This is a genomic window from Glutamicibacter sp. AGC84, assembly GCF_053543575.1.
The window spans coordinates 189,556-203,795 of sequence record NZ_JBLVOC010000005.1 but is presented as its reverse complement, the minus strand read 5'-3'; the positions used below and the strand labels follow the sequence as shown (position 1 = coordinate 203,795).

Sequence of the window (14,240 nt, the reverse complement as noted above, 5' to 3'; positions counted from 1 at the left end):
GCATTCCAACCCACGCCCTTCTCTTTGGCCTTTAGCCTTGCGGCGGGGTTCTCAGGAACCCGGTAAAGCGCCCAGCGACCTGGCCGGCGTCGGTCGCCACAATGACTTCCTGCGTTGCCGGGTAGCTCGTTTCGCCGTCCACCACGGACAGAACCGCTTCCGGGTCAACGTTGCGCTTGACCACGGCCAAGGCGATTGGCCCGGCTTCATAGTGCAAAGTCGCGGAAGTGATCCGGCCAACCGTGCGCTCCCCCAGCTTCACTTCGGCGCCGGTGGCCGGCAGCGTGTGCATGGAACCGTCGAGGTCCAAGAAAACCATGCGACGAGGCGGGTGGCCGATGTTGTGCACCCGGGCAATTGTTTCCTGGCCTTTATAGCAGCCCTTGTCCATGTGCACCGCGGTACGCAGCCAATCCAACTCGTGGGGAATGGTCTTGTCGTCTATCTCGGCACCGAAGCGCGGCTCCCACGCGGCGATACGCAAGGCCTCGACAGCCATCATGCCTGACAGCTCTTCGTCAGCTACTGCGACGGCAAGCTGCTCCAACTCCACGATATGCAGGAACCACGGACGTTCCTTGCCCGGGTGATCCTCACGGGAATAGGCCCAACCACCGTCGGTGATTCCGGGCCATGGGTTCTCCCAGACCAGGCTCCCGGCAGTGCCAATCTTGCGGGTAGCCGCCAATACGCCGTAGCTCTCGGAAAGATCATTGACCTCAACGCGCAGCATGAAGCGCATTGAGTTCAGGAACTGCGCCAACGCTGCTCCGGCACCAGGTTCAACGATCAGCAGCAAGCGATCTGCGGTGGCCAGCACCTTCATTTCGTGCTCAATGCGTCCTTGAACCGAAAGCAGCAGCGTCTGGGTGCTGTCTCCTGGCTTCAGGCTGGAAATGCGCTGGCTGCTGAGCGTATCGAGCCAACTTTGGCGGTCTTCGCCGCGGATCTCCACGACATCGAAGTGGCTCAGATCGGCAATTGCCTGGCCCTCAGCGAGTTTGCGAGCTTCGCGGGTAGGAGCGCCGTAGTGGGCTGCGACGCCGGCATCTACGCCGCCAGCTTCCACTGCGGCAGCACGGTCCAGCAGGACCGAACGGTATTCAGTGGCCATGATTAGTGCACCGTGCCTTCCGAGGTGACACGCTTGAGCGCCGCCGAGGCGTGCGCTTGAAGATCCATATTGCCCTTGGAAACATCCCAGCGCCAGAACAGCTCGCCATTGACCAGACCGTAGATCCGGGTTGAGGACGCGTAGGCTTGGGCGTTCTTGCTGCGCAGCAAGCTCTCGGTGGCCAGCTGAATGCGTGGTCCATTAATCAGGCCGTAATACAGCTCTGAGATGCCGTCTGGTCGGACAATTTGCGCCTGGATCTTGAAGCCGTCTTCGGTATGCAGCTTCTGCACATCGTCGGCCGAACGCAGTACCGGGAAGATGTCACCGGGCTCCATGCCAGGACCGGCATCGGCTTCCTGCTGTTCACGGTCCAAGGACCAGAAGCCGGTTTCAACGGCTAGGATCCGCAGCTTCGTGCCATCGGCTTCGGTCAGCCAGGCTTCACTGCGGTATTCAAGGTACGGCCCGCCAACGTCACGGAAGGTGACTTGCTGCCAGAAAAACTCGTCCTCGGCTTCGCCTTCGCCAAGACGGCCAGCACCTTCCCAGGTGCCGATGAGCCATGCGAAAGGTACAAGTTCCGGGGTGAGGTCCGTAGGTAGGTCAAAAGCCATGGACTACTCGCTCCTAAGTCAGTTAGTGATGAAATGAAAACAGCGCACACGTTGTTGTGTGCGCTGTTTCTACTTCTGGCCCTGGAAGAGGCGCTTCACTACCAAGCCTGCGAACCCAGCCATTCCGAGACCGGCGATCACTACAAGTGCCTGGAAGAAAATTTCGATTGCAAGGTAATTTTCATTCATGGCTTCATCTTAGCGCGGGAGGCAGGAGAACTTCGACACGCGTGACGCAGCTAGCATCATATTTGAACCGCTCACCGCTAAATGAAAGCCAGCACTTCCATCGCGTACCAGCTGACCGCACCGCTCATCAGCAAGATGGCGCAGGCAAGGCCAAGGATTCCACTCATGTTTCGTACGCTGCGGCTGACCAAGGCCAATGCGCGTAATGAACCCACCAGCAAGCCGGTCAGCAGTCCCAGGGTCGCCCCTTGGTACCAGAGCATATCGATTGGCAGCGCGCTGGAGGCCGCGCCCAATGCGGCAGCGACCACAGGCGCCAGGATCATGGTCATCCGGTTTGGCAGGCGGGTAACGGCAACCGCACCAGCCCCAAGCAGAGCGACCACGGTTGTGACGGCCAGCCCAAAGCCGTAGGGCACATAAGCACTAGCGGCCCAGGCGGAACCCAGCACGCCCAGGACTATGCCTGTCACGCCAGAAACCACACCGGCCAGCCGGCCTTCGGCTTCTGCCCCGCGCAATACCTGGCTGATAAATACCAGAAGCACGCCAACGGCGATTGCTTCGACACTATGTGACATCACCGACCCGCCTGGCATGAACATGGTCGAAGCCGTAGCCGCCAAAGAGCACAACGCCAAGATGATGGTGATCGGCCATGGCGCATCGGAGCGGACCATTCGTGGCCAGGTATAGGCGAAAATCAGCTGCAAGACCGCGGTGAGCACACCCATCAGCCAGCTCATCGAATCCAGACTTGCAACAACGACAAGCAGTGCCGCTGCGACGAGTCCACTGAATAAAACCTTGATTCTCAAATTCTGATTCCTGACGGTAATGTGTCCGCACTTGCGTGTTCACATGCGTGCTTCAACTGATTCATTCCTTATACTGTGACACGTAAAAGTGATTTTTTCGCAACTATCTGGCAGGAGGAAGACCGATTGGCTCACCTACTGCTATTAAGTAATCATGCCGAAAATGCCGCTGAAGTTCTTCCGGCACTCGAACTGTTATTGCACGAGATTTCTTTCTTCCCTGCAACAACGGAGTCGCTGAGCCAAATCCCTGAGTGCGACGCGGTCATCCTCGATGCCCGTACAGATCTCATTCCGGCGCGCTCCCTGGCGCAGTTATTGCACGCCAATTTGAATCTGCCCTTGCTGCTGGTTGTCAGCGAAGGCGCACTGGGCATTTTGAACTCGGATTGGTTTGCGACTGATTTCCTGTTGCCTTCCGCCATCCCTGCCGAGCTTGATGCACGCATCCGCCTGATGCTCTCCGGAGCCACGGTTCCCGCCCCCGCACCGGTGGCCGCTGAAAGCACTTCGGGCCTGCGCATCGATGAGTTGAGCTACACCGCCCGTATCGATAACCGCATGCTGGACCTGACGTACAAAGAGTTTGAACTGCTCAAGTACCTGGCACAGTTCCCCGGCCGAGTCTTCACCCGCGAACAGCTGCTGCATGAAGTGTGGGGATACGACTACTACGGAGGCACCCGTACCGTAGACGTGCATGTGCGACGTTTGCGCGCGAAACTCGGCACCGATCATGAACAGCTCATCGGCACGGTGCGCAACGTCGGCTACCGCTTCCACACCGAATCATAACTTTCAGATAACTCCTACCCACTTCGCACATTTTACGACTATCGTGAAATGCATGAGCGAACTGCCACAGAACACTGTTTCCATCCAGCACGTCCCCGGTGAGCTTGATGAACGGGCGCTATCCGACGTGCGCCAGCTAGCCCTCGATGCGCAGCAAGCCGATGGCAACCCGCCGTTAAGCGACCAGACCCTGGTGGCATTGGCAGCCGATGAGCCTAGCGAAAATCTGCTTGCCCTGCTGGCTGAAGCTGGCGAAGGCGCGGAGTCGACGTTGGCCGGCGTTGCCATCGCGGTTCGGGAATCCCCGGATCAGCCTTGGGTCCTGGAACTGGTAGTCCACCCCGAGCATCGCCGCGCTGGCATTGGCCGGGCCCTGCTGGGCAAGCTCGGTGAGCTGCTGGATCTCTCGAAGATCCAGGCGTGGGCGCACGGCGACCACGATGCGGCCAAGAAGCTGGCCGCAGGTGTGGGCCTGGACCGCGTACGCGAGCTGTTCCGGATGCGCCGCGAAGGCACCGATTACCTTGAAGAGCCTGCGATTGATCGCCGGATTACGGTCCGCACCTTCCGTGTTGGCGAGGACGAGCCGCAATGGCTGGAAGCTAACGCCAAGTCCTTCGTGCATCATCCCGAGCAAGGTTCGCTGACCCTCAATGACCTCGAAGCGCGCATGTCCGAGGACTGGTTCGACCCATCCGGCTTCTTCCTGGCCTTTGACGCGGAGGAGAATCTGCTCGCCTACCACTGGACCAAGATCCATCCTGCTACCGCAGACGCGGTCCGCCCCACCGGCGAGGTTTACGTTGTCGGCGTCGTTCCCGAGGCGCAGGGGCTAGGCCTGGGCCGGTCCTTGACCACCACCGGCATCAACTACCTGCTGGAACTGGGCGTCGATGCGGTGATCTTGTACGTGGATGCCGATAATGAAGCTGCAGTTAAGCTCTACCGCTCGCTGGGCTTCACACTTTGGGATGCGGACATTATGTACGGTCCGCAGAAGATAGACTAGGGGTACCGGCAGTTCCTGATTTATCGCGACTGCCGCCAGCGGTGTCTTTAGCGTCCACTTGCAGGAAAGAAGTGAGTTCAGCCGATGAATAGCTACCCCAAGGAAACTAGTACTCAGCTACGTGATGTTCCTTCCTCGAAGGTCAATGAAGATCGTATAGAGCCAGCAGATTCGCTACCGGATCTGCATCCTGATGGCGGATTCAAAAATGAGCGTTTCCTTGACCGTGAGCTCAGCTGGCTGCATTTCAACGCCCGCGTTCTGGAGCTGGCCGAAGACACCGATCTGCCCTTGCTTGAACGGGTGAACTTCCTGTCCATCTTCGCCTCGAACCTTGATGAGTTCTTCATGGTTCGCGTTGCCGGGCTGAAGCGCCGCATCCACGCTGGACTGGCGGTGCCGGCGGCTAACGGAATGAACCCGGTAGACCAGTTGGAGTTGCTGCTATCCTCGGCCCACGCGCTGCAGACCCGCCATGCCAAAGTCTTCGCCGACTCGGTATACCCGGATTTGGCCGAGCAGGGTATCCGCATCACCACCTGGGAAGACCTCTCGGCATCCGAGCGTGACCTGCTTTCCAAGTGGTTCGTTTCCCAGGTATTCCCGGTACTCACTCCGCTGGCGGTTGACCCTGCTCACCCATTCCCGTACATCTCCGGGCTGTCGCTGAATCTGGCTGTGGTGGTCCGCAACCCGCTGACCGGCAAGGAACTCTTTGCCCGCTTGAAGGTGCCAGACACCATCGCCCGCCTGATCAGCATCGACGGCACCCGCGCGGCGCACTCTTCGTTGCGCACGGCCCGGTTCATCCCGCTCGAAGCACTTATTGCGGTGCACCTGGAGCTGTTGTTCCCGGGGATGGAAATCGTCGAGCACCACTTCTTCCGTGTCACCCGCAACGAGGACCTGGAAGTTGAAGAGGACGATGCAGAGAACCTGCTGCAGGCGCTGGAGAAGGAATTGCTGCGCCGCCGCTTCGGTCCTCCCGTTCGCCTGGAAGTCGCCAATGACATCAACCCTGAAATCATGGAGCTGCTCACCCGCGAGCTCGGTGTTGAAGAGGACGAGGTTTTCAAGCTTCCCACCCCGTTGGACCTGCGCGGTTTGGGCGTTATTGCGTCGCTGGACCGTTCAGAGCTTCACTACACCAAGCATGTTGGCCATACCTCGAACTACCTGAACGAATCAGAAACTGCCAAAGCCGCCAATGTGTTCGCGGCCGTCCGGCGCCGCGACATCTTGCTTCACCATCCCTATGATTCCTTCTCCACCAGCGTGCAGGCCTTCCTGGAACAGGCCGCAGCTGACCCGAAGGTCATGGCCATCAAGCAGACCCTGTACCGCACCAGCGGCGACTCGCCTATCGTCGATGCGCTGATTGATGCGGCCGAAGCTGGCAAGCAGGTTCTGGCCCTGGTAGAAATCAAGGCCCGCTTCGACGAGCAGGCCAACATCTCTTGGGCGCGCAAGCTGGAACAGGCGGGCGTGCACGTGGTCTACGGCATCGTGGGCCTGAAAACCCACTCCAAGCTCTCCTTGGTGGTTCGCCGCGAAGGCGACAAGCTGCGCCGCTATTGCCACATCGGCACCGGCAACTACCACCCGCGCACCGCGCGGTATTACGAAGACTTCGGCCTGCTCACCTGCGACGACGAAGTTGGCGAGGATATCTCCAAGCTGTTCAACCAGCTTTCGGGCTACGCCCCGCGCTCGACCTACAACCGCCTGCTGGTTGCTCCGCGCTCGGTACGCACCGGCTTGCTGGCGCATATCGAGAAGGAGATAGTCAACGCCGCGGCCGGCAAGCCGGCAAAGGTCGTCATCAAGGTCAATTCCATCGTGGATGAAGCCATCATCGATGCGCTGTACCGGGCCAGCCAGGCAAGGGTCAAGGTGGAAGTCATCGTTCGCGGCATCTGCGCCCTGCGCCCGGGAGTGCCGGGACTGAGCGAGAACATCGAAGTACGTTCCATCTTGGGCCGGTTCCTTGAGCACAGCCGCGTGTTCATGTTTGAAAACGGCGGAGATCCACTGGTGTACATCGGCTCCGCCGACATGATGCACCGCAACCTGGATCGTCGCGTGGAAGCCCTGGTTTCGCTGCGCAACCAGGAGGACATTGATCGCATGATCACCCTGCTGGCCCGCTACATGGACGACAAGACCGCTTCGTGGCACCTGAACTCCGATGGCGACTGGATTCGCCATTACCAGGACGAGGATGGCAAGGCGCTCTCGGACGTCCAGTTCTGGTTAGTTGAAGAACATGCCCGCCGACGAAACAGTGGACGTAATAGCTAGTGACCGAACCAGAGCTGCGCGATACCCGCACCAGGGCTCGTGACATCATCCGTTCTGCAGATGCCGAGGAAATCCGCCTTGGCGAATACGACATCGTGGCCGCCGGGGCAATCCCCTGGCGCGTGAAGGACGGCAAACTCCAAGTTCTCCTGATCCACCGCCCAAAGTACGATGACTGGTCCTGGCCCAAGGGCAAACTCGATCAGGGTGAATCCATCGCCGAGTGTGCGCTGCGCGAGGTCCGCGAGGAAATCGGGTTGCGCATCACCTTGGGCATCCCGCTTTCAGCCACCGCCTACTCCGTGGGTCAGAAAACCAAGGTTGTCTACTATTGGGCAGCCAAGACCGATGCGCAGACGGTAATTGAGCCTGATGGCGCGGAATGCGACGAGGCTCTTTGGACCAGTCCCAAGAAGGCTGCCAAAATGCTGTCCATTGCCACGGACAACCAGCCGCTGTCCGATCTGGTCCTGGCCTATGAAGCCGGCGTGCTCGATACGCACCCGGTGCTCATTGTCCGCCATGCCAAGGCCAAGCCTCGTGGCAACTGGACTCGTGCCGAAGGAGACCGCCCGCTGGCGGCGACGGGGCGACGCCAGGCGCAGGCAGTTTCCCGGATGCTCGAAGCATGGAAGCCGATGCACGTGGCCTCTTCCCCGTGGATGCGGTGCGTCCAGACGATCACTCCCTATGCCGCCTTGCACGCCTTGAAGCTCAAGAGCATTAAAGCCCTGACCGAACATGCGGCGACACGCAATCCGGAGCGGGCACGCAAGGCCGTGCAAAAACTCTTCGACAAGTACCGTTCCCAGGTGATTTGCACCCATCGCCCGGTGCTGCCCTTCGTGTTGGAGGTTCTTGCCCAGAACTCCACTGACGAACTGGCCATGGCCCTGCCGGACCAGGATCCCTATTTGGAACCGGGGTCCCTGATCGTTGCGCAGCAGGTCCAATCCGGCAGCCCGCGAATTGTCTCCTTTGAGATTCATACGCCGTACCACGATTAGCCTGATGCGGCTGAAGCCCGGCATTGCATGCCGGGCTTCAGTGTTCTCTCAGGGCGTGGCACCAGCCGTTGCATCTGCCTCCGATTAGGGATAAGACTATGAATAGGAGACACGTCACAGCCAAGAATGAGGTAATGCCATGACTGCCCAGCAACCGAACCAGCCAGTCGAGAAGATTGTGCACCATGGACTGCGTTTGGATCACGATGCCAGCCGCGGCCGCTATTCGCTGTGGCACGGTTCCACTTTTGTCGGTTTCCTCGGCTACTACGAAGAAGATGGCATCGCCACCATCCAGCACACCATAGTCAATGAGGAATTCGGCCGTCGCGGATACGCTCGCGCGCTGGTGACCTTGGTTCTGGACAAGTTCCGCGACAAAGGGCTGAAGATCATCCCGGAGTGCAGCTACGTCCAGGACTACCTGCGCCGCTACCCGGAGTATAACGACATGGTGGCTGCGAGCTAGGCACGAGTGCGAGCAGCATCATCAATGCGCTTAGTTCCAGGAGCTTTCCGTTTGATCTAAACTGGGACGTGTGAATATGCCAGCGCCGACCACCAGCACGACAGGTAAGATGACGACTCCAATCGCAACCCCTTATGAAGATCTGCTTCGAGACGTGCTGGAGAACGGCGCCTCCAAGGAAGACCGCACCGGAACTGGAACGCTGTCGGTATTCGGCCGCCAGATCCGCTTCGATCTGAAGGATTCTTTCCCGCTGGTCACCACCAAACGCGTGCACTTCAAATCCGTGGCAGCAGAACTCTTGTGGTTCCTGCGCGGCGAATCCAATGTGAAGTGGCTGCAGGACCAGGGCGTGCGCATCTGGAATGAATGGGCTGACGAAGCCGGCGAACTCGGACCGGTCTATGGTGTCCAGTGGCGCAGCTGGCCAACTCCCGATGGCGGCCACATTGACCAGATCTCCCAGCTGGTCGACTCGCTGCGGAACAATCCGGACTCCCGCCGCCACATCGTCTCGGCGTGGAATGTCGCAGAGATCCAGAATATGGCGTTGCCTCCATGCCACGTGTTCTTCCAGTTCTACGTGGCCGAGGGCAAGCTCTCCTGCCAGCTCTACCAGCGCAGTGCAGACATGTTCCTGGGCGTACCGTTCAACATCGCTTCCTACGCACTGCTCACGCGCATGCTTGCCCACCAGCTCGATCTGGAGCCAGGCGAGTTCATCTGGACTGGTGGCGACGTGCATATCTACACCAACCACTTGGAACAGGTCAAGGAGCAGCTCTCCCGCGATCCCTACCCATACCCGACGCTCAGCTTCAATTCCAAGCCCGAGTCGATCTTCGACTACACGCTGGAAGATTTCAGCATCAACGACTACCAGCACCACCCGACGATCAAGGGAGCCGTAGCCGTATGACTCCCCAGCCTCGCCACGCACACGACGTTGAACCGCTGATTGGCGCCATTTGGGCCCAAGCCGAGAACGGCATTATTGGCGCTGACGGCGCCATGCCATGGCACGTTCCCGAGGACCTGGCCCATTTCAAGCGCACGACCGCTGGCCATCCAGTGATCATGGGTCGTGCCACATGGAATTCCTTCCCGGCGAAGTTCCGTCCATTGCCAGGACGCACCAACATCGTGCTGACCACGCAGGCTGATGCCCACGCGCAGCTGCGCAAGGATGGCGCACTCCCCGTCTCCAGCTTGGAAGAAGCCATCGCGTTGGCACAGCGCAGCGCCGGCGGCGAAGAAGTATGGATCATTGGCGGCGGAAAGGTCTATGCCCAGGCACTGGCGCTGCTGGACGTCGCGGTGATTACCAAGCTCGTTGCCTCCCCTGCTGGAGATACCTCCGCACCGAAGCTCACCGCTGACTTCGCTCTGGGCGCATCCGATCCGTCCCTAGATTCGGAAGCTGCCCACTGGCACACTTCCTCCACCGGTACCCGCTACCGCTTTGAAACCTGGCTTCGCCAAAAGGATTAGAACGACCATGAAAAAATACATCGGAGAGCTCAAGCAGCACCCCGAAGCACTCTTCATTCTCGGATACATGCTCTTCCCGCTGCTGGCCTTGGTGGTGGCCGTACTCGGCTTCTTCATGGTTCTCGGCGGCCACAAGGTATTCGGCCTGATCATGCTGCTGGTCCCGACGCAGATCTTTATCTTCTCCGCCATGTGGGCGATCAAGAACCGCAAGCTGCTGCTTGAGGAAAAGTAAAACTTTCGCTGCACCGAGTCACACCTGAACCCTGCTGGGGCTTGGGTGTGATTCTGCTTTAACTGGTGTAACGAACCGGGCTCTGCCGGATAAACGCCCCTACCATGGATACATGACTTCATCTGTTGGTTTTGTAGGTTACCGAGGCATGGTTGGTTCCGTGCTGATGCAGCGCATGCTCGACGAGGGCGATTTCGTCCAGATTGACCCGGTATTTTTCTCGACTTCCAATGCCGGCGGCAACGCCCCGGCATTCGCTGAGGGTGCTGGGCCGCTGCAGGACGCGTTCGATATTGAAACGCTGTCCAAGTTGCCGATCATCGTCACTGCCCAGGGCGGGGACTACACGACCAAGGTCCACACCGAGCTTCGCAAGTCCGGCTGGGACGGCCTGTGGATCGATGCGGCGTCCTCGCTGCGCATGAATGATGATTCGGTCATCGTTTTGGACCCGGTCAACCGAGCCGTGATCGATGAATCCCTGGCCTCTGGCGTCAAGGACTACATCGGCGGCAACTGCACCGTCTCGTGCATGCTCATGGGCTTGGGCGGGCTATTCAAGAACAACTTGGTCGAGTGGGGCACCGCGATGACCTACCAGGCCGCTTCCGGCGGCGGCGCACGCCATATGCGCGAACTGCTCACCCAGTTCGGCGACATCAATGCGTCGGTGGGCAGCGAGTTGGCCGATCCAGCCAGCGCCATCCTGGAAATCGACCGCAAGGTCCTGGAAACCCAGCGCGGAAACCTGGATGCCGCGCAATTCGGCGTACCACTGGGCGGCTCGCTGATCCCATGGATCGACGCTGATTTGGGCAACGGCCAGTCCCGCGAAGAGTGGAAGGCAGGCGTTGAGACCAACAAGATCCTGCAGACCCCCGGCGACAAGCAGATCATCATGGACGGCCTGTGCGTCCGCATCGGTGCCATGCGCTCGCACTCGCAGGCACTGACGCTGAAGCTGAAGGAAGACCTGCCAGTCTCCGAAATCGAGTCGCTGCTCTCAGCAGACAACCAGTGGGCCAAGGTCGTTCCCAACGAGAAGGAAGCCACCATGGACCAGCTGACTCCGGTCGCGGCGTCCGGTACCTTGGATATCCCGGTCGGCCGTATCCGCAAGCTGGAAATGGGTCCTGAGTACATCTCGGCCTTTACCGTTGGAGACCAGCTGCTGTGGGGCGCTGCCGAGCCGCTGCGCCGCATGCTCGCTATCGCCCAGGGCCGCCTCTAGGCACCTCCGAGGCAAAGCCATGGCCAAGCCCAGAACAGAAATTTCTGTTCTGGGCTTGGCCATTTCCCCTGCGGATGAGCTCTAGTGGGCCCACTCATCCCGGAGTACTGAATAGATCAGCTGGTCATGCCACGCACCGGCGCGCCACTGCGCTTGGCGGATGACACCCTCGCGGGTGAACCCCAGCTTCTCCAGGCACTTCTGCTCAGCCGCATTTTCTGCGGTTGTCGTAGCCTGGATCCGATGACGGGGGTAGTGGGTGAACAAGTAGTCGACGAGCATCTTCTGCGCCTGCGTGCCATGGCCCTGGCCGCGGTACTGGGCAAAGATGCCGATAGCGACTTCCCAGCAGGCCGAGGTGTTGGCCCGGCCCCACGACGAAACGGTGAACCAATCGACTTTGCCGATTACCTGCTCCCCCAAGCAGACCGCCAGCGCGCCATCGGCGTTGCCGATCAACTGGTCCTGGCCGACACGGGCGCGCAGCTTGTTCGTATCCCAGAAGCCGAACCACTGGGCTTCACCGGCGCCCTGCACGGATTGGAAGTTCGCTTCCAGCAGGTCGATATCCTCCAGCGCGAGCTTTCGCAATGACAAGTGCACCCTTGTTTTCCTCCCGTGTTCCGGCGATGGCTGGCATGCTGCTCGCTTAGAGAGCTAGGCCGATCAGCAGCGGCTCATTGACCAGTTCAATGCCAAAACGCTGCTGCACGCCGGCGCGAACTGCCCGCGCAATGGCCACAATGTCCTGGGCGGTGGCTTCCCCGCGGTTGGTGATGGCCAGTGTGTGCTTGGTGGACAGGGACGCTCGGCCGCCAGCGAGCGCGAACCCCTCGGTCCCCTCCAAGCCGTAGCCCTTGCCGAAACCGGCCTGGTCGATGAGCCACGCGGCGGACAGCTTGAGGAAGCCAGCTTGTTCCGCCGGGTAGCTCGGAGCGTTCTCGGGAAGCTTGCCCATGACGCTGGATTCAACGATGGGGTTGGTGAAGAAGGAACCCGTGGAGTGCGAGTCGGCATCCCTGGCATCAAAGACCATGCCCTTGGAACGACGCAAGTCCAGAACGGTCTGGCGCACTTCGAGTGCGTCGGCGCGTTCGCCAGCTTCGACTCCGAGCCGGCGGGCCAGCTCTGCATAGCGGATAGGAGCCGATTCATTTTCACGGGTCAGCAGGAAGGCCACTTCCAGGACCACGTAGCGTGGGGATCCGTTGGTGCTCGTGCGCTTGATGACCGAATCGCGGTAGGCGAAACCAAGCTCGGAGTTATCCAGCTTGAGTACCTGGTTGCTCTGGCGGTCGTAGGCACGCACCCACGCCAGGGTCTGGGAAATGTCTGCCCCGTAGGCCCCGACGTTCTGCACCGGAGTGGCACCGGTGCACCCGGGGATGCCCGAGAGCGCTTCCAGTCCGCTCAGGCCCTCAGCCAGGCTGTATTCAACGGTCGTGTCCCAGTTCTCGCCGGCGGCAGCGCGCAGCAGCACCTTGCCATTAGGCTGCTCGTCCAGGTGCAGTCCGCGGGTGGCGATCTGCACTGCGACGCCCGGGTACCCCTCGTCGGAGATCACCAGGTTGGAACCCCCGCCAATGAGCAGAACGTCGTGCCCTGCGGTGTCTGCTGCCGCAACGGCTTGAGCCAGTTCAGCTTCGCTGGTAGCGGTCACCAATTGCTGGGCTGGCCCACCAACGTGGGTCGTGGTCAGATTCTTCAGCATTGCTTCAGTTTACTTTCCGTATGGGAACGAATAGGTGCGGCCGGCCGGCGTTCTACGCTTTGCCTGCGCCGCCGGTACGGTTTCCGGCGGCATTAGAGGACAAGCAGAAGGCCACGACCACCAGGATGGAAATGGAACCCAAAGCAGGGAGCAGGCCGATGACTTCAGCCAGCAGTCCCAAAAGCGGCGGGCCACCGAGGAAGGCGCCGTAGCCGATGGTGGACACTACCGAGACGCGGGTCGCGGCATGAACAGGATCATCCGATGCCGCGCTCATGGCCAGCGGGAAGGTCAGGGCCACTCCCATGCCCCAGATGGCCAAGGCCACGAAGGCCAGCGGCAGGTTGTTGCCAAAGGCGAAGAGCAGTACCCCGACCAGGGCGCTGATGGCGCTGGCCCGGATCATGACGACGCGGCCCAGGCGCAAGATCAGATCGCCGGACAGCAGCCGGGTCAGGGTCATGGCGGTAACGAAGACGCCGTAGCCGATGGCTCCCACGCCTTCCTTCGTGTGGTATCCATCCACCAGTGCCATGGCCACCCAGTCGCCGGCTGCGCCTTCAGCCAGGGCCATGCCCAGAACCAGAACGCCCAAGAGGACGGTCTGCGGTTCGGTCCATGCCTTCTTCAGCGAGGTCCCGCTGCTGGTGCGCGGGGTCCGGCTGTAGTCTTCTCCGTAGAATCGGGCACTGTAGAGCACGGTGAAGACGATAACCAGGCCCATGAAGCCGTAGTGGTACTGCAACGGGATCTGCAGTCGGGCACCTAGCGCACCAGCGCCGGCACCGATCACGGTGCCGATGGAGAAGAAACCGTGCAGGGCGGGCATGATGCTCTTGCCCAAGGCGCGTTCCATGGCCGCGCCTTGGACATTGGAGGCGACATTCCATGATGCGGTCCCCAGGCCCTGGGCGAAGAGGAAGATGCCGCAGATCAGGGCGCTGCCAAAGATTCCTGCGCCCACGCCTACAAGAATGAGTGAACAGCCGGCTATTGTCGCGGCGATGCGCATGACGCGGGTGGCCCCAAGGCGCAGAACCAGTTGTCCTGAGACCGAGACGGACAGGAAGGATCCTGCACTCATGCACAGCAGCAGCAGTCCAACGCTGGCGTGGTCCAGCTGCAGGGCATCACGCACTGCGGGCAAGCGCGAAACCAGGGCCGAGATCAGCAGGCCGCTGGCCAGGTAGGCGGCCATCAGCGCGTTGCGCCACTGGGTTACAGGCCTCTGCGCTTCACCGGGAAGTTGCATG

The 14,240-nt window shown here is 60.4% G+C and carries 15 protein-coding genes; 9 read left to right on the top strand and 6 right to left on the bottom strand.

From position 1 onward, the window contains the following. Window positions 1–31: 31 nt before the first annotated feature. The 3 genes from ygfZ to ACNPN0_RS02740 form a co-directional block, all read right to left on the bottom strand. Window positions 32–1,114, bottom strand: coding sequence for a CAF17-like 4Fe-4S cluster assembly/insertion protein YgfZ (gene ygfZ / locus ACNPN0_RS02750; protein ID WP_133833615.1), 1,083 nt, complete (start codon window positions 1,112–1,114; stop codon window positions 32–34). A gap of 2 nt (window positions 1,115–1,116) precedes the next feature. After that, a complete protein-coding gene (locus ACNPN0_RS02745; protein WP_133833614.1) occupies window positions 1,117–1,731 on the bottom strand; it encodes an FABP family protein in 615 nt (204 codons plus the stop codon). 266 nt (window positions 1,732–1,997) lie between these two features. Further along, window positions 1,998–2,666: a hypothetical protein gene (locus ACNPN0_RS02740; protein WP_105661542.1), complete on the bottom strand. Its 669-nt coding sequence runs from the start codon at window positions 2,664–2,666 to the stop codon at window positions 1,998–2,000. Window positions 2,667–2,864: 198 nt separating this feature from the next. Here ACNPN0_RS02740 and ACNPN0_RS02735 point away from each other — a divergent pair, with 198 nt between their 5' ends. The 9 genes from ACNPN0_RS02735 (at window position 2,865) to asd (ending at window position 11,276) form a co-directional block, all read left to right on the top strand. Then, complete coding sequence (locus ACNPN0_RS02735; protein WP_105656876.1) at window positions 2,865–3,533, top strand: winged helix-turn-helix domain-containing protein; 669 nt, start codon at window positions 2,865–2,867, stop codon at window positions 3,531–3,533. Between the two features lie 52 nt (window positions 3,534–3,585). Continuing rightward, complete coding sequence (gene mshD / locus ACNPN0_RS02730; protein WP_434693013.1) at window positions 3,586–4,542, top strand: mycothiol synthase; 957 nt, start codon at window positions 3,586–3,588, stop codon at window positions 4,540–4,542. An 84-nt stretch (window positions 4,543–4,626) separates the two neighbouring features. Further along, entirely contained in the window at window positions 4,627–6,843 is a 2,217-nt protein-coding gene (locus tag ACNPN0_RS02725) for an RNA degradosome polyphosphate kinase (RefSeq protein ID WP_448937638.1), read from the top strand. Next, window positions 6,843–7,850, top strand: a complete 1,008-nt coding sequence (locus ACNPN0_RS02720) for an NUDIX hydrolase (RefSeq protein WP_105656879.1) — start codon at window positions 6,843–6,845, stop codon at window positions 7,848–7,850. The genes ACNPN0_RS02725 and ACNPN0_RS02720 overlap by 1 nt, the downstream gene beginning before the upstream one ends. 139 nt (window positions 7,851–7,989) lie before the next feature. After that, window positions 7,990–8,319, top strand: a complete 330-nt coding sequence (locus tag ACNPN0_RS02715; RefSeq protein ID WP_105656880.1) for a GNAT family N-acetyltransferase — start codon at window positions 7,990–7,992, stop codon at window positions 8,317–8,319. 109 nt (window positions 8,320–8,428) lie between these two features. After that, the gene (locus tag ACNPN0_RS02710; RefSeq protein ID WP_105657074.1) at window positions 8,429–9,238 is read left to right on the top strand and encodes a thymidylate synthase; all 810 of its coding nucleotides are present in this window, start codon (window positions 8,429–8,431) and stop codon (window positions 9,236–9,238) included. After that, window positions 9,235–9,810, top strand: coding sequence for a dihydrofolate reductase (locus ACNPN0_RS02705; protein WP_448937637.1), 576 nt, complete (start codon window positions 9,235–9,237; stop codon window positions 9,808–9,810). The genes ACNPN0_RS02710 and ACNPN0_RS02705 overlap by 4 nt, the downstream gene beginning before the upstream one ends. Before the next feature lie 7 nt (window positions 9,811–9,817). Then, complete coding sequence (locus ACNPN0_RS02700) at window positions 9,818–10,045, top strand: NF038396 family protein (protein ID WP_105656882.1); 228 nt, start codon at window positions 9,818–9,820, stop codon at window positions 10,043–10,045. Between the two features lie 112 nt (window positions 10,046–10,157). After that, window positions 10,158–11,276 carry an aspartate-semialdehyde dehydrogenase gene (gene asd / locus ACNPN0_RS02695; protein WP_400342041.1) on the top strand — a complete coding sequence of 373 codons (1,119 nt, stop codon included), beginning with the start codon at window positions 10,158–10,160 and terminating at the stop codon, window positions 11,274–11,276. A gap of 81 nt (window positions 11,277–11,357) precedes the next feature. Here the strand turns inward: asd and ACNPN0_RS02690 are convergent, their stop codons facing one another. From ACNPN0_RS02690 to ACNPN0_RS02680, 3 genes are read right to left on the bottom strand one after another with little or no spacing between them, the layout of a single operon-like run. After that, window positions 11,358–11,873: a GNAT family N-acetyltransferase gene (locus tag ACNPN0_RS02690; protein ID WP_388022769.1), complete on the bottom strand. Its 516-nt coding sequence runs from the start codon at window positions 11,871–11,873 to the stop codon at window positions 11,358–11,360. 52 nt (window positions 11,874–11,925) lie between these two features. After that, on the bottom strand, window positions 11,926–12,987 hold the full coding sequence (locus ACNPN0_RS02685) for a UDP-N-acetylmuramate dehydrogenase (protein WP_133833608.1): 1,062 nt from the start codon (window positions 12,985–12,987) through the stop codon (window positions 11,926–11,928). 52 nt (window positions 12,988–13,039) lie between these two features. Beyond that, complete coding sequence (locus ACNPN0_RS02680) at window positions 13,040–14,239, bottom strand: MFS transporter (RefSeq protein ID WP_105656886.1); 1,200 nt, start codon at window positions 14,237–14,239, stop codon at window positions 13,040–13,042. Window position 14,240 lies beyond the last annotated feature (1 nt).